This window comes from Pseudomonas juntendi, from assembly GCF_021560075.1.
Taxonomy (GTDB): Bacteria; Pseudomonadota; Gammaproteobacteria; order Pseudomonadales; family Pseudomonadaceae; genus Aquipseudomonas; species Aquipseudomonas juntendi.
The window spans coordinates 3,739,014-3,762,056 of sequence record NZ_CP091088.1; the positions used below are offsets into that span (position 1 = coordinate 3,739,014).

Here is a 23,043-nt window from a genome sequence, read left to right on the forward strand (position 1 = left end):
GCCAGAACGTGAGTATCTTCCTGGCGGAGAAAAGCAAGACTCGCGCCAACTAGTCGTCAGCCGGTAGAAATGCGATCTTTCTCACCGCGATAAAAGCGCTTTACCTCCTGATACTCCCGATCAATGCGGCTGATCAGGTCCTCGATGCCATACAGCGGCGGCCGCCGCGCACGCTCTTCAAGCTGCTGGCACAGGCTGGCCAACACCATGGCGCCCATATTGCTGCTACTGCCCTTGAAGCTGTGTGCAGCCATCCTGAGTTCTGCCGCATTTTTCGCCGCGAGTAGCTGCTCCACGCGGCGCTCCGAGTCCGTGAGAAACGTCTCCACCAACGTCAGATACTCATCCTCCATGACCTCACGCAGGCCCTTGAGAACCTGGTGATCGATATGCATGTCCATCACTTGCTCACTCCCTGATCAAGCAGATTATGCCCAAGCCCGCCCGGGGCTCACCATTCGAATTCCACCTGCGCACACCGCCCTCCCTCTGCCCAGCGCGCATCACCGGCCAGCTGCCGCACCAGTTTCAGGCCACGCCCACTCAGGCCGTGGTCCGGCACAGCCCGTGCCAGTACGCTCGGCACATCGAAACCAGCGCCGCTGTCGCTGACTTCGATACTCAGACGCCCACCCTGGCCACGCGGTTCAACCCTGAAACGGATACTTACACAACCTTCAGCCAGCGATGCCAGGCGCCGCGCCCGTTCTTGATAATAGTCGGCAAAGCCCTGCACATCGCATTTGAGCTGCGAGTCCAGACCGAGCACGCCATGCTCCAGCGCATTGGAATACAACTCGCTGAGCACGCTGTGCAAGTGGCCAGTGCGCGCTCGCAAGCCGGGTATTTCCTGCAACAACTGCACCAGGTAGGGCACCGGATTGAAACTTTTGAGGCTGGCACCCCGCACCTCGAACGCCAACGACCAGTCCTGCGGGCTTGACCGGCCGCTGTCAGCGTACACCACCGGCATCGGTGGCCGCTCTTTGGCACCGAACATGCGGATATCGCACAGGCTGATATCGTCGCGCGGGTGCCCTCCAAAACGCTCCAGGGCCAACAGCAGCTCGTCGAACAAGCAGGCCGGGTCACGATTGGCGTTCAGCACCTCGCGCAGGCGCCGCTCGCCGAACAGGCGCTCCTGCTCGTCGGCAGTTTCCAGCACCCCGTCCGACAGCAGGAACAGGCGCTCCCCTGGCACCAGCGGCAACATCTCTGTGCTGGCATCGAAGCGTTCGGCCGCCAGAATACCCAGCGGCAGGTGCCGAGACTGCAGCACCGACAACACCTGGCCATCCAGCGAGAGGTGGTAGACGTCAGGCATGCCGCCATTCCATACCTCTACTGCGCCACACTGCATGCTCAGATTTAGCAGCACCGCGCAGCAGAACATGTCGACCGGCAGAATACGCTTGAGCTTGGCGTTCATCTCGCGCAGGACCTCGGCCATGCCGTAGCCCTTGGCGGTCATGCCGTAGAACACCTCCGCCAGCGGCATGGCACCCACCGCAGCCGGCAAGCCGTGGCCGGTAAAATCACCCAGCAGTACACGCATGTCGCCGGCCGGCGTGAAGGCCGCCAGCATCAGGTCACCATTGAACAAGGCGTAGGGTGATTGCAGGTAGCGGATGTTCGGCGCCGCCAGGCAGCCGGCATGCGCCACCTTGTCGAACACGGCCTTGGCCACCCGCTGTTCGTTGAGCAAGTGGTGGTGGTGCCGGGCGATCTGGTCGCGCTGCGCCAGCACGGTACCCTGCAACCGACGCAGGCGGTCCATGGCGCGGATCTTGGCTGCCAGTATTACCGCGCTGTAGGGCTTGGCCATGAAGTCATCGCCGCCCGCTTCCAGGCAACGCACCAGGGCCACCTCCTCGTTCAGTGAGGTGAGGAAAATGATCGGCACCAGCGCCTCGCCGGCCAGGGCCTTGATCTGCCGCGCCGCCTCGAAGCCGTCCATGACCGGCATCAGCGCATCCAGCAGCACCAACTGCGGGCGCCGCTCGACGAACAGCGCCACGGCCTGCTCACCATTTTCCGCAGTGACAACCTCGTGCCCCTGGCGGCGCACGATCTGCGCCAGCAACAGACGGTCGGCGGCACCGTCCTCGGCAACCAGTACGGTCAATGCCTGTTCGGCCGGCATGTCGGCGCTCAGCTGATCTTGAAGAGTTTTTCGAAATTGGAGATGGCGAGAATCTTGCGCACATCGGAGCTGGGATTCATCACTTCCACCTCGACCGTTTCGCCCGCATGGTCACGCAGCAGCAACAGCATGCCCAGGGCCGAACTGTCGAGGTGGGTCGTGTCTTTCAAATCGACAACCACGCGATCGTGCCCGCCTGGTTGGCGCTCATAAGCACCGCGAAATTCCTGATGCTGGCTGAAATCGAAGCGTCCTTTGATCTTGATCGTCAACGTTTTCCCATCCTGCGTGAGATCAGTTTCCACTGCCATGCGAGCGATTCCTTCGATGATGGCGAATACAGCTTGTTGAAGGTTTAGCAGGCGATGGCACGGGCGGCAAGAACACGGCGCCCACAGGCCGCTTCACAAAGCGACGCCACGGATTCAGAACTGATCTTGCCGCGGCAGGCGCTGGGACAACTCGTCCAGCAGGCGCTGCTCACGCTTGTCCTCGGCGCGGCGGGCCTCGTCCAGGTAGCGCTGCACCAGCTTGCGCAGCCCCTCCACCCGGGCGTAGGCCTGCTGCCACGTACCACGGGCATTGTCGAGGTTGTTCTGGTGCCAGACCAGGCTCTGCCGCTGCTGGGTCATCGCCGTTTCCAACTGGCCAAGGAAGCGCTGGTAGTTCACCAGCCAGTTGCCATTGACCCCCTGCCCACCGCGGTTGAGCCACTGCTGCTGGTAGTCTTCGCGAAACCGCTCCAGCTCGGCCAGCTTGGCCTGGGCGACGGCAACTTGCTGCTGGAAATGGCCCAGCCGCTGGGCGGCCTTGCGCTCGGCCTCTTCGGCCATGTCCACCACCGGCGCCAGGCGCGCGGCGCGCCCAGGGAGGGCCATGGCCTATCAGCCAGCAGGGGGCGTGAAGATCGCCCCCAGCTCTTCACGGCTCTGCGCCATACCCACGTTTTCACGCAGGCCCTGGCGCAAGAAACCCACCAGCTTCGACTGCAGGGCAATCGCCAGGTCAGTCTCCGGATCGCCGCCCGCCACATAGGCACCCACGCTGATCAGGTCGCGGCTTTGCGACAAGCGCGACCACAGCTGCTTGAATTTCTGCGCCTGGCGCAAGTGGTCGGCATCCACCACCTGCGGCATCACCCGGCTGATCGAGGCTTCGATATCGATGGCCGGGTAATGGCCTTCCTCCGCGAGGCGCCGCGACAGCACGAAGTGCCCGTCAAGCACACCACGCGCCGAATCCGCGATGGGGTCTTGCTGATCGTCACCTTCGGACAGCACGGTATAGAACGCGGTGATCGACCCTCCGCCCGGCAAGCCATTACCCGCACGCTCCACCAGCTTGGGCAGCTTGGCAAACACCGACGGCGGATAACCCCGCGTGGCCGGCGGCTCGCCAATGGCCAGGGCAATTTCCCGCTGGGCCTGGGCAAAACGGGTCAGCGAATCCATCAGCAACAGCACATTCTTGCCTTTATCGCGGAAGTACTCGGCAATGCGCGTGCAGTACATGGCGGCGCGCAGGCGCATCAGGGGGGCATCGTCGGCCGGCGAGGCGACCACCACGGAGCGCTTCAGGCCCTCCTCACCGAGAATGTGCTCGATGAATTCCTTGACCTCGCGGCCCCGCTCGCCAATCAGGCCGACCACGATGATTTCCGCTTCGGTGAAGCGGGTCATCATGCCCAGCAATACCGATTTACCCACGCCGGTACCGGCAAACAGGCCCAGGCGCTGACCCCGGCCGACGGTCAGCAGGCCGTTGATGCTGCGAATACCCACATCCAGCGGTTTGCTGATCGGGTCGCGGTTGAGCGGGTTGATCACCGGGCCGTCCATCGGCACCCAATCCTCGGCTTTCATTCCGCCCTTGCCATCCAGCGCGCGGCCCGCACCGTCCAGCACCCGGCCGAGCATGCTCATGCCCATGGGCAGGCGGCCGCCGTCATCCAGCGGCACCACGCGTGCACCCGGGGCAATGCCGACAATGCTGCCCACCGGCATGAGGAACACCTTGGACCCGGCAAAGCCCATGACCTCGGCCTCGACCTGCACCGGGTGGTAACTGTCGTCGTTGATCACCAGGCAGCGGCTGCCAACGGCGGCACGCAGACCTTCGGCCTCCAGGGTAAGGCCGACCATGCGCAGCAGGCGGCCTTCGACGATGGGCTGGGCGGGCAGCGCAATGGCCTCGGCGTAACTGCCCAGGCGCTTGCTGAAACTGGTGCGTTCAAGGCGCATCAGGGTTGTCCACGGCAGGCTCGAGCGGCGCATCCAGGTCTATCGCCAGGTCGGGTTGAGCCGGGTGCAGGGAATGGTCGTGCAACTGGTCGAACAACTGCGCCACGGCCTTTTCGGTACGCGTTTCCATGCTCGCGTCGATGCGACTGTGCGCGGTTTCGATGCGGCAACCCCCAGGTAACAAGGCGCTGTCTTCCAATAGCCGCCAGTTTTCCTCGTGCCGTTCGCGCAGGGCCTTGGCCAGCTCGAAATCCTGCGGGTTGAGGTGAATACGAATGTTGTCCGCGCCCATGGGCAGCAGCTTGAGTGCCTCGCGCAACACCTGGGTGATCTGGCTGGAGTCGGTGCGCAGCTCACGGCCGATCACCTGGCGGGTCATGTGCGCGACCAGCTGCACCAGCTGCTTTTCGATCTGCGTGTCTTGCTCGGCAATCGGCGCCATCAGGTTGCTCATCAGCCGCTCAAGGCTGTCGAGCTTGGCCTTGAGCGCCTCTTCGGCCTCCTGGCGAACCTTGAGCTGGGTGCTATGGAAGCCCTCGCGCTCACCGGTGGCGAAGCCCTCGTTGTAGGCTTCCTGGCGTATGGCTTCGAGCTCTTCCAGGGTCAGTGGCTGGACTTCTTCCAGCGGCACTTCCTCGATTTCGTCCTCGACCACCTCGGGTTCTGGCTCAGGTTGGGGCTCGGGTTGCGGGTCGAAACTGGGCAACGCCCATACATCCACGCCCTCGAGGTCGCGGGCACGGATCAGGTCGCTGGGGTGGTGTTCTTTGGTGGACATTGGTAATGCCTGTGGGTCATAGCGGCAAGCTTCAAGCGGCAAGTTTGAAGAAAAAGCAGGCTGCGCAAGGGCTGCTGCTTCTTTTAGCTTGCCGCTTGTAGCTTGCCGCTTAAATCATTTCCTCGGCGCCTTTGCCGCCAAGCACGATCTCGCCGGCTTCGGCCATGCGCCGGGCAATGGTGAGGATTTCCTTTTGCGCCGTTTCCACATCGCTGACCCGCACCGGGCCCTTGGCCTCCAGGTCGTCGCGCAGCAGCTCCGAGGCACGCTTGGACATGTTCTTGAATATCTTGTCCTTGACGCGCTCGTCGGCACCCTTGAGCGATACCACCAGCACGTCCGACGACACCTCGCGCAGCAGCGCCTGGATACCGCGGTCGTCGACATCGGCCAGGTTGTTGAAGACGAACATCAGGTCTTCGATCTGCTCCGACAGGTCGCTGTCGATTTCGCGGATCGCATCCATCAACGCGCCTTCCACGGAGCTGTCGAGGAAGTTCATGATGTCGGCGGCGCGCTTGATGCCACCCAGGGTGGTGCGCGCGGCGTTGGAGTTGCCCGAGAACTGCTTCTCCAGAATCTGGTTCAATTCCTTCAAGGCCGCTGGCTGCACAGTGTTGAGCGACGACACGCGCAGCACGATGTCCAGGCGCACCTTGTGGTCGAAGTTGCTCAGTACCTCGCCGGCCTGGTCGGGGTCGAGGTAGGCGACCACGATGGCCTGGATCTGCGGGTGCTCGTAGCGGATCACATCCGCCACGGCGCGCGGCTCCATCCACTTCAGGCTGTCCAGGCCACTGGTGTTGCCACCCAGCAGGATGCGGTCGACCAGGCCGTTGGCCTTGTCCTCGCCCAGCGCCTGGTTAAGCATCTTGCGGATATAGGCATCAGAGCCCACGCCCAAGCTGGTCTGGTCGCCGACAATGTCGACGAACTCGCTCATCACCTGCTCGACCTGGTCACGGTGCACATTGCCCATCTGCGCCATGGCTACACCTACCCGCTGTACCTCCTTGGGGCCCATGTGCCGCAGCACCTGAGCCGCATCGGTTTCACCCAGCGAAAGCAACAGGATCGCCGCCTTGTCCACGCGGCTCAGCTTGGCGGTAACGGCTCGGTTATCACTCATCGGCGTTGATCCACTCTTTCACGACCTGGGCAACACGGCCCGGGTCTTCGGCCACCAGGCCTTTGATTGCGTTGAGCTGTGCCTCGTAACCCTCGCTTGGGCTAGGCAGCAGAATGCTTGTCGGGCCACCCAAGCTGACGCGGTCGTTGGCCAGTTCGCCATCCAGACCCATCATGCCGCCCAGCTCCATGTCGCTATCCGGGGCAGCTTGCTTGCCGCCCCCTGTAATGTTGTTCAACACCGGCCGCAGTACACCGAATACCAGCACCAGGATGAACACTACGCCCAACACCTGCTTGACGATATCCCAGAACCACGGCTGCTGGTAAAAGGCGATGTCGGCAATTTCCTCGCCACGGTCGGCCGCGAACGGCACGTTGATCACCGTCACGCTGTCGCCACGGCTGGCATCGAAACCAACGGCGTCCTGCACCAGGCGGGTAAAGCGCGCCAGGTCTTCGCTGCCCCACGGGGCACGGGTGGTGTCACCAGTCGCCGGGTCGATCTTGACCTGGTCGTCGACCACCACGGCCACCGACAGACGGGTCATGCGCCCTTGCTGCTGGCGGGTGTGGCTGATCGAGCGGTCCAGCTCGAAGTTCTTCGTGCTTTGCTGACGCTTGTCCGACGGGTACGGCGCGAGCATCGGCTGGCCGGTGGCCGGGTCCATGATCTGCTGGCCATTGGCATCGACCAGCGGTTGCCCAGGCTGAATGGCCGCTGCCGGGGTGGCGGCGCCACCGGTGGTCTGCGGTGCCGTGGCCGCACCGGGCGGCTGGTTGCTCAGCGCCCCAGGCACGCCCTGCGGGCCTTGGCTGCTGGCACGTTGCTCATCAACCGACTGCTCACTGCGCAGCGCTGGTTGGTCGGGGTTGAACTGCTCGGAAGTGGACTCGACCGCGCTGAAGTCCAGGTCGGCGGACACTTCGGCCTTGTAGCGGTCGTTGCCCAGCACCGGCTGCAAAATGTTGTGCACACGCTGGGTGAGCATGCTTTCCACCCGGCGGCTGTAGTCGAACTGCTTGCCAGCCTGGGTCAGCGCAGAATCCTGGATCTGCTCGGACAGCAGGTTGCCCTTCTGGTCCACCACGGTGACCTGTGACTTGTCCAGCTCCGGCACGCTGGTGGCGACCAGGTTGACGATAGCCATCACCTGCCCGGGCTCCAGGGCGCGGCCTGGGTACAACTCGACCAGTACCGAAGCGCTGGGCTTGCGTTCGTCGCGCACGAACACCGAGCTTTTCGGAATGGCCAGGTGAACGCGGGCGGCCTTGACGTTGTTCAGGCTCGACACGGTGCGCGCCAGCTCGCCTTCCAGGCTGCGGCGGTAGCGGGTAGCCTCCATGAACTGGCTGGTGCCCAGGCCCTGCTCCTTGTCGAGCAGTTCAAAGCCCACGTTGCCGTCGCTTGGTGCCACGCCCGCCGCGGCCAGTTTCAGGCGTGCGCGGGCGAGGTCATCGGACTTGACCAGCAAGGCGCCAGAATTGGGTTCGACGTTGTACGGAATGTCGGCCGCAGCCAGGGTGTCCATGACCTGCTTGGTGTCCATGCCCGACAAGCTGCCGTACAGCGGACGGTAATCGGGTTGCTGCGACCACAGCACCACGGCAAAGCCGATCGCCACGCTGGCCGCCAGGCCGACCATGAGGCCGACCTGCCGCAGCATGGGCATCTGCGCGATGTTTTCCAGAAACGCCATGCCGAACAGCGGCGGCTTGGCCGCTGGCGAACCAGCCTTGGCGGGGGCGTTATCGACGACTGCTTCAGCCATGGGTTACATCCGTCCTCAAACCGGCATCTGCATGATGTCCTGGTACGCCTGGACCAGCTTGTTGCGTACCTGGGTCATGGCCTGCATCGACACGCTGGCCTTTTGCGAAGCGATCATCACGTCGGTGAGGTCGACGCCGCTCTTGCCGATTTCGAAGGCGTTGGCCAACTGGGTCGAGGCTTGCTGGGTTTCATGAACCTTGCCTATGGCCTGGCCGAGCATGTCGGCAAAGGTGCTTTGACCGGGCGCCAGCTCGGGTGCAGCGGTGACCTTGGGCAGCGACATGGCGTCGGCCTGCATGGCACGCATATCCAGCATCAGACGATTGAATTCAACACCTTGGCTCATGACCCTTCTCTCTCCTGCGGCCGCATTTTTTTGACACCCATGCAGCGAATAGCCTACGTAAAGCAACAAAGGTGCCAGCCTCTATCGTTCAGGCAACATCACACCCCTGAGGGAGATTCTATGGTTCCTGGCAAGGGTAGCCGCTGCATCTTCAGTGCCTGTGAGATTGAGCGCCGCCCGCGCGGCGCATCGCGAGCTGCGCTCGCTCCTACGTTTGTTTCGGGCCAGTAACCCCTGTGCCAGATGCGCGCGGCCGCCTTGTTCGTACGACGCGATTTTGAGGCATGCGCCAAGGCGTTCGCGCGCAAATCCCACAGGAATAATTGGCCCGAAACAAACGTAGGAGCGAGCGCAGCTCGCGATGCGCCGCGCGGGCGGCGCTCGCTCTAACAGGCGCTGCATACCTTGTGGCAAACACCTGTCAGCCCTGATGCGATCCCCGTGCGGGCTTGCCCGCGAACACCGGCGCAGCCGGTGCCATGCAGCGGGTTGGATTCTTCGCGGGCGCGCCCGCTCCCACACAGGCCGCGTCGCGCGTTCGAACTGGGCCTGTCAGCCGAACAAGCTGGCCTCGACGTCAAACCCGGCATCGCGCATCTGCGCCAGTTTGTAGCGCAGGGTGCGCGGGCTGATGCCGAGCCGTTCGGCGGCTTCCTTGCGGCGGCCACGTTCGGCGCGCAGGGTATCGATGATCATCTGGTACTCGTGGCGGCGCATGTCATCCCCCAGGCCGCTGGCTTCAGCGGCGGCTGTCGGTAATGGCTCATTGCCAGCTGACAAGGGAATGGCGCCTGCCAGACAGAAATCCGCCACTTCGATCACCCCGCCCTGCTGCAGAATCAGCGCCCGCTGCAGGGCGTTGTCCAGTTCACGGACGTTGCCCGGCCAGGCGTAGCCTTGCAAACAGGCCTGTGCCTGCGCCGACAAGCGCACCGGGGCATGCTTCATCTTCGCCACATGCCGCGCCAGCAGGCGCTCGGCCAGTTGCAGAATGTCGCCAGGGCGCTCGCGCAGCGGGCGCCAGGCCAGGGGGAAGACCGAAAGCCGGTAGTACAGGTCTTCACGGAAACGCCCCGCGGCCACCTCGCCAGCCAGGTCGCGATTGGTGGTGGCCAATACCCGAATGTCGAGACTGACCGGCTTGCGCCCGCCTACCCGCTCTACCTCGCGCTCCTGCAGCACCCGTAACAGCTTGGCCTGCAGTGCCATGGGCATTTCCGAAATTTCGTCGAGCAGCAAGGTGCCGCCCTCGGCCTGCTCGAACTTGCCGGGCTGGGAAGCAATGGCACCGGTAAAGGCGCCCTTTTCGTGCCCGAACAAGGTGGCTTCGAGCATGTTGTCGGGGATCGCCGCACAGTTGATCGCCACAAAGGGCTGTGCCGCCCGCGGGGATTGCTGGTGAATGTAGCGCGCCAGCACTTCCTTGCCCGTACCAGACTCACCGGAAATCAGCACGGTGGAATCGCTGCGCGCCACGCGCGCCGCCAGCTCCAGAAGCTGGCGGCTAGCCGGCTCGCAGGCCACCGGCCCCTCTTCGCCCGTGACCCGGCCGGCCGCATGCCGCTCGACCAGGGTGAGCAGCGCCTTGGGCTCGAACGGTTTGACCAGGTAATCGGCAGCCCCTTGGCGCATGGCCTCCACCGCACGCTCGACCGCCGCATGCGCGGTCATCAACAACACCGGCAACTGTGGTTGCTGGCGGCGCAACTGCGCGAGCAACTGGTGGCCATCCATGCCGGGCATGTTCACATCGCTCACCACCAGGCTGAAGGCGCCATTGTGCACGGCCTCCAGGGCTTCCTCGGCACTGCCGACTGCCTGGTAGGCAAAGCCGCCGATTGCCAGCGTGTCACCCAGGGCCTGGCGCAATACGCGGTCATCCTCGACCAGCAGCACCTTGATCGCCATTACACGCCCTCCGCCAATTGCCCGTCGATCAACGGCAGCTCGACCCGCACGCAGGTGCCACGACCGACCTTGGAGCGCAGGCTCAGGCTGCCCTGGTGCGCCCGCACCACCGCCTTGACCACCGCCAGCCCCAGGCCGGTGCCGGTGGCCTTGGTGGTCAGAAACGGCTCACCCAGGCGCGCCAACAAGCTGGCGTCGATGCCGCTGCCGGCATCACTCACGCACAGGTGCAGGGTGCGCTGGCGGCGGTACAGGTGCACTTTCAACTGCGCCGGGCCTTCGCTGGCCTGCAAGGCATTCTCGATCAGGTTGAGCAACGCCCCCACCAGGGTGTCCCGATTGCAGAGCAGCTCACCCAGGTGGCTGTCGCACTGCCAGCGCACGGCGTGCCCCTGCACATGGGCCTGGGCGGCCTGCTGCAAGGCCTGGAACAGGGCCTTGGGGGTGAGCCGATCGCCCAGCGGCAGCTCGCCACGGGCGAATACCAGCATGTCGCGCACCTGGTGTTCCAGTTCGTGCAGGCGCTCTTTCAAAGTCTCGGCAAAGCGCTGGCGGGTTTCGGCATCAAGCTCGTGCGCGCTGTCGGCCAGATGGCTGGCGTAGAGCATGGCTGCCGACAAGGGGGTACGGATCTGATGTGCCAGCGAGGCGACCATGCGCCCCAGCGCCGACAGGCGCTCATGGCGCGCCAACTGGTCCTGCAGGCGTCGGGTTTCAGTCAGGTCGTTGAGCAGCACCAACTGGCCAGGCTCGGCGTCCAGGGAACGGGTGGCGATGGACAGGCGGCGGCCGTCGCGTAGCGAGACTTCATGGCCGTCGTCCTTGCGCGGTGCAAAGCTGCGGGCGATCACCTGGCGCCACAGCTGGCCGAGCAACGGCTCGCCGAGCAGTTGGCAGGCGGCCGGGTTGGCTTCACGCACAAGGCCTTGGCCATCGATCACGATCACCCCGCCAGGCAGCAGGTCCAGCAGGTTCTGCAGGCGGTTGGCCAGGCGTTCCTTTTCACTGAGTTCGTCGATGCGCTGGGCGCTGACCACCGCCAGTTCGCCCTTCAGCTCGCTGACCCGGGCTTCGAGCAGGCTGTAGGACTGGCTCAGCTGGCTGGACACCTGATTGTACAGGGCGAAGGTGTGCTCGATACCCTGGCGGCTGTCCTGCTCGACCGGGGTATGCCCCTGCGGACCGGGGGCTCGGGATAGTTTGGCGGCCTGGGGCATCGTGCTCTCTCGCGTGGCTGACCGTCATAAAAACGGTGTGGTGCCAGCGGTGTAGCAATAGCCGTGCCGGGGATAGGGGCATAACGCTTGGCTTGAGATTTATGGCGGGGGCGCAAATCGAGCGCCGCCCGCGCGGCGCATCGCGAGCTGGCGCTCGCTCCTACGTTTGTTTCGGGCCAATTATTCCTGGGGGATTTGCGCGCGAATGCCTTGGCGCATGGCTCAATATCGCGTCGTACGAACAAGGCGGTCGCGCGCGCCTGTCACAGGCCTCACTCGCCCGAAACAAACGTAGGAGCGAGCGCGAGCTCGCGATGCGCCGCGCGGGCGGCGCTCGATCTAACAGGCACTAGAAAGGTCGAGGTGAACACCCCGACGCCCCCATCAATCCTCCGCCTGCTCCTCGCCCCCCTGGCGGCTCATGCCGTACTTGCGCATCTTCTCCACCAACGTGGTGCGACGAATACGCAAACGTTCAGCCGCGCGCGCAACGATACCGTTGGCATCGTCCAGCGCCTGCTGGATCAGGCCCTGCTCCAGGCTACCCAGGTAGTCCTTCAGGTCCAGGCCTTCAGGCGGCAGCATCGCATGACTGCCGAAATTCGGCGTATTGCCATTGATCGCCACGCGCTCTTCCAGGTCGCTGCGCAGGCTGTCGACCATCTGCTCGTCTTCGTCATCGACGTAACGAAACTTCTTCGGCAGCTCGGACACGCCAATCACCCCGTACGGGTGCATGATCGCCATGCGCTCGACCAGGTTGGCCAGCTCACGCACGTTGCCCGGCCAGCCGTGCCGGCACAACGACATGATCGAAGCGGAATTGAAACGGATGGAACCGCGTTTCTCGTGCTCCATGCGCGAGATCAGCTCGTTCATCAGCAGCGGAATGTCTTCCACCCGCTCGCGCAGCGGTGCCATCTCGATGGGGAACACGTTCAGCCGGTAGTACAAGTCTTCGCGGAAGGTGCCGTCCTCGATCATGTTCTCGAGGTTCTTGTGCGTAGCGGCAATGATGCGCACATCAATGCTCTGGGTCTTGTTGCTGCCCACGCGCTCGAAGGTGCGCTCCTGCAGCACGCGCAGCAGCTTGACCTGCATCGGCAACGGCATGTCGCCGATTTCGTCGAGGAACAGGGTGCCGCCGTTGGCCAGCTCGAAACGCCCGGCACGGCTGGTGATCGCACCGGTGAAGGCACCCTTCTCGTGGCCGAACAGCTCGCTTTCCAGCAACTCGGCTGGGATCGCGCCGCAGTTGACCGGCACAAACGGCGCTTCGCGGCGCTTGGAGTGGTAGTGCAGGTTGCGCGCGACCACTTCCTTGCCGGTACCCGACTCACCTAGGATCAGCACGCTGGCGTCGGTATCGGCCACCTGCTGCATCATCTGCCGCACGTGCTGGATGGCACGACTGGTGCCGACCAGGCTGCGGAACAAGTTGGGTTCGCGCTGGCGACCGCGCTCGCGTGCCTGGTCGTACATCTCGCGATAGACCTGGGCACGGTGCAGCGAATCGAGCAGCTGGCTATAGCTTGGCGGCATTTCCAGGTTGGAAAGGACGCGGCGGCGAAGCTCCTCCGGCAGGTCTGCAGAAGAAATTTCACCTAAAAGTAGAACAGGAAGGAACTCATCCCATGCAGCCACTGTCTTAAGCAACCCAAGCACATTGCCAGGGGCGTTTACAGCGCCGATGAGCACGCACAGCACTTCACGGCTCGAGGCCAAAGGCTCCACCGCCTGCTGCCAGTCGTGGCTGGCGCACGCGAGGTTTTCTTCGCCGAGAAAGTTCAGCACCACCGCGAGGTCGCGGCGGCGCGCGCTGTCGTCATCGATCAGCAGGATCTTGGTTTCACGCCACATGCAATAGCAACTTCCCTAGTCATATCGGCACCCTGCAAGGGGCATGCTCGACATCATTCCGACTGAATGGTCAGTGTTCGGACGTCTAGAATTCGAAAACAGCCACTAGTTAAGTCAAAAAGGGCCATACAGTCAAATTTATGGCGCCTTTTCTAATGTTGTGCGCATCTTACCTGAAGAGATGATATACCTTTGAAGCATTTTTTGCTTGGTTGATCTGCATCATCTCTTCGGCAATTGCCTGGCGTTCACCGGTTGTCACATCGATGAGGTTGCGGTAGACCTCCAAAACCCCTTCCAGCTTTTCGCGCAGCAACCCCTGGTCCATCGTGTGGTTTTCCAGTACCTCGTCGATGCAGGTGCGACATGCCACATCCAACTTGGCAATAGCGTCCCAGTCACGTTCACCAAGAGCGCCGATCAGGGCATCGCAGGTGTCATCGAGGCGTTGCAGTGCGTTCACGTTAATCTCCTTGCCGTCAGCTGGCGGGCTGGGCGTCGGCAATGCCATCCCAACCGCTTTTCACGGTAATCAGCAGTTGCGCAACTTCGTCGATGATGCTGGCATCGTTGTCGACATTCGCCTGCATGAGCCGGTTGGTCATGTATACATAGAGGGCGTCGAGGTTTTCCACATACTCGGGGTTTTCGCTTTTCTCCGGCTGCAGGCCGTCACGCAGGCCGATGATGATGTCGATCGCCTTGCCCAGCATCAGCCCCTTCTCGGCGATGTCACCGCGCGCCATGGCACCCTTGGCCTGGGCCATCCGATCGAGACCTCCCTCCATCAGCATCTGCACCAGGCGATGCGGCGTGGCTTCGGAAATCTGGGCATGGGAATTGACCTTCTGGTACTGACGAAGGGCTCTCATGGGATTCATCTTGCGACCTCGTGACGGGCAGGCTTAGGGGAGATATTCCTTGTATCGGGCGGATCGAGAAAAACTTTACCGGCCGATGACATGAAGCCAGGCACTGTGGCCAGGCTTCATGTAAAGCTCACGGATCAATCGTCGCTGTTCGACTTGTTCAGCGCGTTGAGCGTGCTGAGTACCGAGTTCTGCTGCTGACGCAACTGCGTGACCAAGGTATCCATGTTGTTGTACTTGTCCTGCAGGCTTTTTTGCAGGGCTTCCATGCGGGCGTCCAGGGTGTCCTGCTCGGACTTGAGCTTGGTCAGGCTCTCGCTCAGGACCTTGGAGCGCTCGGCGAGGGTGCCGGTGCTGGCCTTGGCGAAAGGCTCGGTGACCTTTTGCAGGCGTGCCAACAGGCCGTCCTTGCCATTGAAGATGCTGGTCAGGTCCGCCGCATTGCTGGTAGCGGCCTTGTCCCACTTCTTGTCGTCCAGGCTCAGCGCACCGCCATCCTGGGCCGAGGTGACGCCAAAGGCGGCCAGCGATTTCAGCGTACCGTTGCCCGATACCGCATTGAGTTCTTCACGGATGGAAGTCATCAAGGTGCGCATGGTCGCATCACCGGTCAGCGCAGCGGCCGTCATGGTGCCATCGGCATTCTTGGTGACCTTTGTTTCAGCGTTCAGAACCGTAAGCAAGGCATTGTAGGTATCGATGAAACCCTTGAGGCCCGACTTCAAGGTGGTGGAACTGGTAGTCAGCGATAAAATGGTCGCTGTCTTTTCTCCACTGGTGGCGCTCGTCGGCGAAATACCCACCAACTTGATATTGAGCCCAGTGACGGCATCATTGATATCGTTGGTCTTGGACTTCATTGCGATGCCATCGAGGGTGTACTCGGCGTCCGTCGGCTCATCGACTACGGAATAGCCAGTATCGATGCCCGAGTTGCCCGAAAGCGTAATATCGGAGCCTTCCCCCATCGTGGTCGAGGTGACAATCAAACGAGAGCCATTGGCATCAGTCAGTACGTTGGCACTCAGACCTGCCGTACCAAACTGACTATTGATGCTATCGCGCACCTGCTGCAACGTTGCACCAGGGGGAACGCTCAGATCAAAGTCCTTACCGCCCTGACTCATGGTCAAGGTAGTCGACGTGGTGCCGCTATTGACTACCGAGCCGGCGCCATTCGCATAGACCTTGGTCGAGACTTTCGACGCAGTCGCCAGCTTGTCGACGATCAGCTTGAACGAGCCATTTGCGGCCCCGGTGCCCATGGTCACGGTCGCGACCTTCTCATCCGAAGACTTCAGGCTGAGTCCACCGAAGCTGTTACTGTCGGTCATTGTGGTTAATGCGCCACGGAAGGCATCCAGAGCGGCCTGAATCTTGCCAATAGAGGACAACGTGGTGGTTGCCTTCAGTGTTTGGGTATTGATCTGGGCCTGTTTTGGCGCCTTTTGCGCGGCCACCAGGGACTCGACGATCGCCTGGGTGTCAATGCCCGAGCCAATACCACTGACTGTTGTACCTGCCATCATTGCTCTCCTTGTTCAGTAGCTGCCGGATCCTTGGCGGAAATATCCATCAAATTATCGACAACAACAAAAATCATGCCAGCCTACGCCTGATCATCGAACAGCAAGCTACTGGCTTCACTGAGGCTTTGCGCCAACTTAAGCGCAAGTTCCGACGGAAGCTGCCGGATCACCTCGCCGGACTGGGTAGCAATCACCTTGACTACAACCCGACCCGTGGAATCATCAATGGAAAAGTCCAGCTGACGCTGGCTCGACTGGACGAAATCACGAATTTCGCCAACTGCCTTTTCCAGGTCTTCGCGCGAGTGCGGCTGTTTCTCGGGGGCAGCAACTTCCTGCACTTTGGCAGGTGCCGCTGAGTCCCGATCAGCTACTGGCGCCTGGGGTAACACGGACGGATACACTTGGCTCAGCTTGACACTCATGTCCATGTTTCGAACTCCTCATGTCAAAAAAGGCAAAAGGGCACGTAAACGCGCCCTTTCACCCTTTACTCAGGCGCCTGAATTACTGGAGCAGTTTCAGGACCGAGGATGGCAGCTGGTTGGCCTGCGACAGGATCGCAGTCGAAGCCTGCTGCAGGGTCTGCTGCTTGGTCAGCTCGGCAGTTTCCGAAGCGAAGTCCACGTCCTGCACGGTGGAACGGGCAGCGGTGGAGTTCTTCTGGATGTTCTGCAGGTTGTCGACGGTGGTTTGCAGACGGTTCTGGGTAGCACCCAGGCCCGAACGGACGCTGTCGATGGAGCCGATGGCCTTGTCGATGACGGCCAAGGCGTTTTGTGCCTTGGTTGCGTCGGTTACATCAGTTTGGGCAATAGTTGTTTTTTCAGAAGTGCCTTTCGCGCCAAACAGCTCAGTAACTGCTGTACCAGCACTGGTCAAAGAATAGCCTTTCGCAGAATCCAGAGATACTGCACCAGTAGCGATCATTGTGTCAGCAATCGCAACAGCGGTGCTATAGAGGCCATCACCACCTTTGCTTGCAACTTTAATTGCAGCAACGGCACCAGCGTTGGTGTCAGAGAAAGCAACGTTTTCACCGGTGTCAGACTTGATGGAAAGTGAGCCATTGCTTTCATCATAGTTAACGCTAATGCCCAATTTCGCGGAGTTGGACTTCAGCTGATCAGCAAGCGAAGCCGTGTCCCTCACGCCCAGCAGTGTGACGTCTTGGTCACCCACAGTAATCGTGAAATCCGCTGGCGTGGTTGAAGCAGCTGCATCTACAGTGAAGCTAACTTCAGTACTAGCAGTGGCGGTAAGACCACCAATGATACCATTAAGACCTTTGGCGATTTCTTTTGCAGAGGCGCCAGCTTTAACCTTGAAGTCCTCACTCTGACCATTACCAGTTACAGTGAGATCACCGCCAGTCAGACCGGTTGCTTTCGGAGAGGCTGTAATACTCTTCACCTGCTGGGAACCGATCTGATTTGCCGCTACGTTCTCCAGCGACAGGTTGATCGTTTCGTTTGCATTTGCACCAACCTGAATGGCCTTGGTGCCATAAGAACCGTCCAGCAGCTTTTGACCGCCGAAGGTGGTGGTCTGCGAGATACGGGTCAGTTCTGCAGTCAGAGCTTGGTATTCGTCGTTGTTCGACTTACGGTCGTCGGCGCTCAGGGAGCCAGTAGCCGAGGACAGTGCCAGTGTACGCATTTTCTGCAGGATGTCGGTCGAAGCCTGCATCGCGCCTTCAGCGGTCTGGGCAATCGAGATACCGTCGTTGGCGTTTTTCACAGCCTGGCCCAGGCCGTTGATCTGGCTGGTCAGACGGTTGCTGATCTGCAGGCCGGCAGCGTCGTCTTTAGCGCTGTTGATGCGCAGACCCGAGGACAGACGCTGCATCGAAGTGGTCTGGGCGTTGCTCGCCTTGGTCAGGTTGCCCTGGGTAGTGATCGACGCAATGTTGGTATTAACGGTTAACGGCATGACGAAATCCTCGTTGGATGGGTACTGCGGCTTCCGGCCTTGGCAACCGCCGGATTGGCCTAGAGAACCTTCGTAATAGTTATCGTCGGGTGCGCGGGTTGCTTGAGGGTTTTTTCGAAAAAAAAATGCTGGCAGGAGGCCAGCCCTGAGAAATCAAGGGGTTAAGGGCGGTTTATTGGCGTCAAATTCCGCTGCTGAACAGGCTTGATGGCATTGCCAGCCCCCACCCTCCCCTGTGGGAGCAGGCGCGCCCGCGAACACCGGCAATGCCGGTGCCATCCACCGCGTTGATCGCTTCGCGGGCATGCCCGCTCCCACAGGGAGCCAGTGAGGTTCATGCCTTGGTGTTCCAGCCACAAAAAAAAGCGCCGGGCGGTGGCCGCCGGGCGCTTTTTTGAAGTGACCTAGGGTCAGTCGCGATAGAGGATGGCCGAGCCCCACGACAGGCCCACGCCAAAGCCGCTGATGGCCACGCGCTTCCAGCTGCCGTCGAGCATGTGCTTCTGCAGCAGCAGTGGCACGCTGGACGACACAGTGTTGCCGGTTTCGAGCATGTCCTTGACGAACTTCTCGGGGTGCTGCTCTTCGAAACGGCGCGCGACCGCGTCGACAATCGCCGCGCTGCCCTGGTGGATGCAGAAGGCGTCGATATCCGATGACTGCAGGCCGCTGGCGTCCAGCAACTCATGCAGGTGCGCCGGCACCTTGATCAAGGCGAAGTTGAATACCTGGCGGCCGTTCATGAAGAACTTGCCATCGCTGACCTTGAGGTGTTCAGCGCCGGACCCGTCGGTGCCGAAACGCGCCTGGCCCAACTTCCAGACCGCGCCTTCACCCATCCAGGTAGCCGTGGCGGCGTCGCCAAACAGCATGGTGGTGTTACGGTCTTCCGGGTCGACGATCTTCGAGTACGGGTCGGCAGTGATCAGCAAGCCATTTTTCAGCCCTGCCGCTTCCATGAAGCCCTTGATCGCATACAAGCCATACACATAGCCCGAGCAGCCCAGCGACACATCGAACGCCGCTACCCGGGTAGACAGGCCCAGCTTGCTCTGAACGATGGCAGCGGTGTGCGGCAGGCCTTCTTCGTCACCGTTCTGGGTGACCACGATCAACGCATCGATCGACTGCGGATCCAGGTCAGGGTTGCTGGCGAACAGGGCCTGGGCGGCTTCTACGCACAGGTCGGAGGTTTCCTGTTCTGCGGCCTTGCGCGGCAGGAAAGAGGCGCCGATCTTGCCGAACATGAACTCTTCGTCCTTGCCGAACTTCGCACCCTGGACATAGTTGTCCAGGCCAGCGGTAGGCACGTAACTCGCGATGCTTTTGATGCCAATCATTCTGGCTTCCCAATGAAAACAGCCAAAGACCACCACTCGATGAATTGAGGGCGCCAAATACCGGCAGCGCTCGCCTGCGCGCCGGTAACAAAATGCTGCAACAGCTGCTGCATAGAATACAGGGAAGATGACCGTTTTGACTCATTGGTCACATTGAAATGCTACGAAAGCCTTGCAGAGGGTGCGGGACTGGGTTTTCGCGGGCATAAAAGCTGGGGCCGCTTTGCGCCCCTTCGCGGGCTTGCCCGCTCCCACAGGTTTTGCGTGTGCTTGAAGGCCTGCGAATGCCCTGTGGGAGCGGGCAAGCCCGCGAAGGGCCGCAAAGCGGCCCCAGCGCTCGAAAAGCCACCTTAGAGTTTGTTGAACAGGCTCAACTGCGAGATGCGCGAGAAGGCCAGCTGCGAGGCCTCCAGCATGGCCTGCTGCAAGGTCAGGGTAATGGCAGCCTGCGACATGTCGGTGTTGCCGATGGCGTTCTGGGTCGTCTTGTTGGCCAGGCCCAGGCTGGTGTTCTCCTGCCGCTGGATCTCCAGCGAGTTACCACGGGCACCAATCGAGCCACGGGTAATATCGACCTGCTCGCGGGCACTGGCCAGGTTGGCGATGGCCGAGGCAGCCGCGTCTTTCAGTGCGTTGGCTTCGCCCGTGCCGGTGACCGGGGTATCCAGGGCAGCACGCAACTGGCTGATGGTTTCCAGCACGTTCTGGTTCTGGTGGGTATTGGCGGTGATCGCGAACTGGTCACCGGCCTCCGGCGAGCCGGACATTTCGTAGGTCACCCCGGCCACCGTCAGCGCGGGCGCCGTGAAGGTGCCGCTGGCAATCGCCTTGCTGTCGGCGGTCAAGGGCTGGGCGTACAGCTCATAGGCGCCGGGGCCGGTGAACTTGATCACCGCACCATTGCTGGGGAAGGTACTGCGGTAGGCGGCTTCATCGGTAACGCTGCTGCCGGTGATCTGTGCGCTGGAGCTGTTGCTGCCGTTGCGGGTGGCATTGAACGAGTCCGGACGCGCTTGCAGCGAGAATTCACGCCCCGCCACGGCCGCATCGGCATCGGCGCCCTCTTCCAGGGTGACGGTTATTTCGAACTCAACGCCACGTAGGGCAATCTTGTTGGCACCCTCGGTGTTGCTGTCGAAGGTCCCGTTGGTGGCAGTTTCGGAGGTGATGTCCCTGCCGCTGGCGTCGGTGATGGTGTACTGGGTCGCGCTGGTGAAGGTCAGCTTGTAGGGCTGGCCCGCCGTGAAGCTGTTGTTGTAGGTGGTGCTCGATGTCAACAGCCCCGACGATACGCCGACCACGTGGTCGTCGGTGGCGGGCACCAGCAAGCTCGACTGGGTGCGACTTTTGTTGCTGGCCGAGTCGAAGATGCTGAAACCGGTGTCGTTGGTGGCCAGGTTCAGGGTATCGGAGACCTGCAGGCTCAGCTGGGTCTGGTCACCGTGGTAGCTGTAGGTACCATCGGAATTACGGACGTAAGGCGGCGTGGTGCTTTTCGAGCCGCCGAACATGTAGTCGCCATTGGCGTCGCGCGAGTTGAGCAGGCCGAAGATGTTGGCCTCGATCTCCTTCAACTCGGTACTGATGGCCACGCGATCGGAGTCGGTGACGCCGGCGCCACCGGCGCGGATCGCCAACTCGCTGGCGCGCTGCATCGCATCGTTGATGGTGGAGAGCACGCTCTCTTCCTGCAGCAGCGCATTGCTGACCGTATTGATGTTGCCGCTGTACTGGTCCAGCAACGACTGCTGCTGTTGCAGCAGCAACAGGCGCGCAGCACCGACCGGGTCATCAGCCGCTGTCTGGATGCGGATACCCGAAGTCACCTGGTCGTTGGTCTTGTTCATGCTGGAGAAGTTCTTGGAGTAGCTACTGGCGCTGGCCTCATAGAACTGAGCAGTGGAAATACGCACGATAGTCTACTCCTTACAAAGCGTTGATCAGGGTGCTGAAGGTTTCTTGCGCCGCCTTGATGATCTGCGAAGACGCCGTGTAGTAATGCTGGAACTTGACCAGGCTGGCCGCTTCGTCATCCAGGTTGACCCCGGACACCGCGCTGCGGCTTTCGCTGGCGGACTTGAGCACCGCTTCGGTGGCGGTGGTGTCGATGGACGCCTGGTTGGCCTTGGCCCCCACGCGCTCGACCAGCGAGGCGTAGGCAGACGTGAAGCTGGTACCGCCACCCGAGCCGGTATTGACCGTCGACTTGGTCTGCAGCTCCAGGAGCGCCGTGGCATTGCGGTTATCCGCCTTGCCGTCGGCATTGAACGACAGGGTAAAGCTATCGTTGGCGGCAGGGCTGCCGCCGATGGTGGTCTCGACACTGAAGGTACGCGGGTTGCCGCTGCCATCCAGAATCGGGTTGCCCGAACCATCCAGCATTGGCACCGCGATGGACAGCTTGTTGTCCTGCCCTGGCACCACACTGCCCGTGCCGATCTGGGTGCCCTTGGCATCGAACAGCTTGTAGCCCTGCGAACCGCCACTGGCGGCGTCGAACACCACGCGCACCGGCATCGAGTCGCGAATCGACTGCTGGATCAACGCGGTGTCGGCACCGCCATAAATGTCCAGCGCTTCACCCAGCGTCGGCTGGGTGATGGTGCCGGTGCCGCTGTTGCCACTGCCCGCGTTGGCACTGATCGGCCCGGCGAAAGCCAGCTTGTTGGCGTCGGTCATGGTGGTGGTGATGCTACCGGCAGCGGCACGGGTCGGGATGACCTTGAAGCTGTCGCCGGCCGCCAGGCCACCGCCTTTCAACGCCAGGCTGAACCCGTCGATCACCGGCGCCGGGTCGGCATTGAGGTCAAAGCTGCCCATGTCGGTACCGTCGGAGCGGCGCACGCTGTACTGGTTGGCGCTGGTGAACTTCACTTCGTAGTCGTAGGTGGTCAGTGCCCCGCTGTCGGCGATGGTGACGTCCAGGTTGCCGGAGCCGGCACTGTTGTTCGACGACGCGAGGCTGCGCTGGGCAATGGCGGTGGCACTGTTGATGCTGGAGAACAGCGAGCTGCCGAACTGGCCATTGGCATCCAGGCCCTGCCCCAACTGGCTGTTGATGCTGTCGGCGACCACCAGGGCAACACGGCCGAGCTCGTTCATCGACGGCGTGAGCACATCCTGGCGATAGCGCAGCAAACCGCCGATGGCGCCACCAGAAATCACCGAGGTCACGTCCGAGCTGAACGAGTCATAGTTGATACGCAGGCCAACCTGGCTCTTGTCGGCCACCCCCGGCTCCACCGACAAGGTATTGGCCTTGGTGCCGGTAACCAGCGACTGGCCACTGCCCAGGTACACGTCGTAGTTGCCGTCGCGCTCCTGCACCGTCACCCCCACCAGCTCATTGAGCTGGCGTACCGCTTCACCGCGCGCATCCAGCAGGCTGTTGGGGGTGTTGCCAGAGGCACTGGCCGCCGTGATCTGCTTGTTGTACTCGGCAATGCTGGCGGTGAGCTTGTTCACCTGCCCGGCCATGGTATCGAGCTGGGAGTTGATCGTGGCGTTCTGCTGGGACAACTGGGTGCTCACCGCGTTGAACCGGTTGCTCAGGGTTTGCGCCTGAGTCAGCAACAGCTGCCGCGAGGCGACATCACCCGGCTTGGCTGCGGCCGTCTGCATGGCCGCGAAAAATGCCGTAAGCACCGAGCTGATACCCGTGTCACGGTCGGCCAACAGTTTGTCGACACTGGTGATCTGGTCCTGAAAGGTGGCCGAGTCTGCCTGCAGCGAGGTGGCCGTCTGCAGTTGGTTGTCCAGGTAGGAGCTGTAGATGCGGCGCACATCGGCCAGCGTGGTGCCGGTCCCCAGGAACCCCGCGCCGATGTTGTGCGAGGGCCCCGCAGCCTGCAGCGTCTGCTGGCGCGAATAGCCACTGGTCGCGGCGTTGGCGATGTTGTTACTGGTTACCGACAATGCCGCCTGGCTGGCATTCAGGCCACTCAGGCCAATCGAAATCAGGCTCGACATGCTTTAGTCC

20 protein-coding genes are annotated in these 23,043 nt (G+C 61.9%); all 20 read right to left on the bottom strand.

The features are described 5' to 3' along the window. Positions 1-56: 56 nt before the first annotated feature. Positions 57-404: an Hpt domain-containing protein gene (locus L1P09_RS17350; RefSeq protein ID WP_033690485.1), complete on the bottom strand. Its 348-nt coding sequence runs from the start codon at positions 402-404 to the stop codon at positions 57-59. 47 nt (positions 405-451) lie between these two features. Beyond that, positions 452-2,143 (bottom strand): fused response regulator/phosphatase, encoded by a 1,692-nt coding sequence (locus tag L1P09_RS17355; RefSeq protein WP_182336544.1) that lies wholly within the window; start codon positions 2,141-2,143, stop codon positions 452-454. Positions 2,144-2,151: 8 nt separating this feature from the next. Continuing rightward, the gene (locus L1P09_RS17360) at positions 2,152-2,454 is read right to left on the bottom strand and encodes an STAS domain-containing protein (protein WP_054904675.1); all 303 of its coding nucleotides are present in this window, start codon (positions 2,452-2,454) and stop codon (positions 2,152-2,154) included. A gap of 114 nt (positions 2,455-2,568) precedes the next feature. After that, positions 2,569-3,021, bottom strand: coding sequence for a flagellar export protein FliJ (gene fliJ, locus L1P09_RS17365; protein WP_054881275.1), 453 nt, complete (start codon positions 3,019-3,021; stop codon positions 2,569-2,571). A gap of 6 nt (positions 3,022-3,027) precedes the next feature. Next, on the bottom strand, positions 3,028-4,383 hold the full coding sequence (gene fliI, locus L1P09_RS17370) for a flagellar protein export ATPase FliI (RefSeq protein ID WP_054904676.1): 1,356 nt from the start codon (positions 4,381-4,383) through the stop codon (positions 3,028-3,030). Then, entirely contained in the window at positions 4,373-5,161 is a 789-nt protein-coding gene (gene fliH / locus L1P09_RS17375; protein WP_054904677.1) for a flagellar assembly protein FliH, read from the bottom strand. Before fliH ends, fliI begins: the two co-directional genes overlap by 11 nt. A 109-nt stretch (positions 5,162-5,270) precedes the next feature. Continuing rightward, the gene (gene fliG, locus L1P09_RS17380) at positions 5,271-6,290 is read right to left on the bottom strand and encodes a flagellar motor switch protein FliG (RefSeq protein WP_003254434.1); all 1,020 of its coding nucleotides are present in this window, start codon (positions 6,288-6,290) and stop codon (positions 5,271-5,273) included. Further along, positions 6,283-8,061, bottom strand: a complete 1,779-nt coding sequence (gene fliF / locus L1P09_RS17385) for a flagellar basal-body MS-ring/collar protein FliF (RefSeq protein WP_054904678.1) — start codon at positions 8,059-8,061, stop codon at positions 6,283-6,285. Before fliF ends, fliG begins: the two co-directional genes overlap by 8 nt. A 15-nt stretch (positions 8,062-8,076) precedes the next feature. Further along, positions 8,077-8,409 carry a flagellar hook-basal body complex protein FliE gene (fliE, locus tag L1P09_RS17390; protein ID WP_003254438.1) on the bottom strand — a complete coding sequence of 111 codons (333 nt, stop codon included), beginning with the start codon at positions 8,407-8,409 and terminating at the stop codon, positions 8,077-8,079. 552 nt (positions 8,410-8,961) lie between these two features. Then, positions 8,962-10,317: a sigma-54-dependent transcriptional regulator gene (locus L1P09_RS17395; RefSeq protein WP_054906300.1), complete on the bottom strand. Its 1,356-nt coding sequence runs from the start codon at positions 10,315-10,317 to the stop codon at positions 8,962-8,964. Next, a complete protein-coding gene (locus L1P09_RS17400) occupies positions 10,317-11,534 on the bottom strand; it encodes a sensor histidine kinase (protein WP_235767935.1) in 1,218 nt (405 codons plus the stop codon). Before L1P09_RS17400 ends, L1P09_RS17395 begins: the two co-directional genes overlap by 1 nt. A 384-nt stretch (positions 11,535-11,918) precedes the next feature. Beyond that, on the bottom strand, positions 11,919-13,394 hold the full coding sequence (fleQ, locus tag L1P09_RS17405; protein WP_235767936.1) for a transcriptional regulator FleQ: 1,476 nt from the start codon (positions 13,392-13,394) through the stop codon (positions 11,919-11,921). Between the two features lie 169 nt (positions 13,395-13,563). After that, on the bottom strand, positions 13,564-13,905 hold the full coding sequence (locus tag L1P09_RS17410) for a flagellar protein FliT (RefSeq protein WP_047149861.1): 342 nt from the start codon (positions 13,903-13,905) through the stop codon (positions 13,564-13,566). Then, the gene (gene fliS, locus L1P09_RS17415) at positions 13,874-14,275 is read right to left on the bottom strand and encodes a flagellar export chaperone FliS (RefSeq protein ID WP_009684229.1); all 402 of its coding nucleotides are present in this window, start codon (positions 14,273-14,275) and stop codon (positions 13,874-13,876) included. The genes L1P09_RS17410 and fliS overlap by 32 nt, the downstream gene beginning before the upstream one ends. A gap of 125 nt (positions 14,276-14,400) precedes the next feature. Continuing rightward, positions 14,401-15,789, bottom strand: a complete 1,389-nt coding sequence (gene fliD, locus L1P09_RS17420; RefSeq protein WP_235767937.1) for a flagellar filament capping protein FliD — start codon at positions 15,787-15,789, stop codon at positions 14,401-14,403. Positions 15,790-15,872: 83 nt separating this feature from the next. After that, the gene (locus L1P09_RS17425; RefSeq protein WP_235767938.1) at positions 15,873-16,223 is read right to left on the bottom strand and encodes a flagellar protein FlaG; all 351 of its coding nucleotides are present in this window, start codon (positions 16,221-16,223) and stop codon (positions 15,873-15,875) included. 76 nt (positions 16,224-16,299) lie between these two features. Further along, a complete protein-coding gene (locus L1P09_RS17430) occupies positions 16,300-17,724 on the bottom strand; it encodes a flagellin N-terminal helical domain-containing protein (RefSeq protein WP_009684232.1) in 1,425 nt (474 codons plus the stop codon). 410 nt (positions 17,725-18,134) lie between these two features. Then, positions 18,135-19,064 (bottom strand): ketoacyl-ACP synthase III, encoded by a 930-nt coding sequence (locus L1P09_RS17435; protein WP_009684233.1) that lies wholly within the window; start codon positions 19,062-19,064, stop codon positions 18,135-18,137. A 350-nt stretch (positions 19,065-19,414) separates the two neighbouring features. Beyond that, positions 19,415-20,977, bottom strand: coding sequence for a flagellar hook-associated protein 3 (locus tag L1P09_RS17440; protein ID WP_054904791.1), 1,563 nt, complete (start codon positions 20,975-20,977; stop codon positions 19,415-19,417). A gap of 13 nt (positions 20,978-20,990) precedes the next feature. Then, a complete protein-coding gene (gene flgK / locus L1P09_RS17445) occupies positions 20,991-23,033 on the bottom strand; it encodes a flagellar hook-associated protein FlgK (RefSeq protein WP_054904790.1) in 2,043 nt (680 codons plus the stop codon). Between the last annotated feature and the right edge of the window lie 10 nt (positions 23,034-23,043).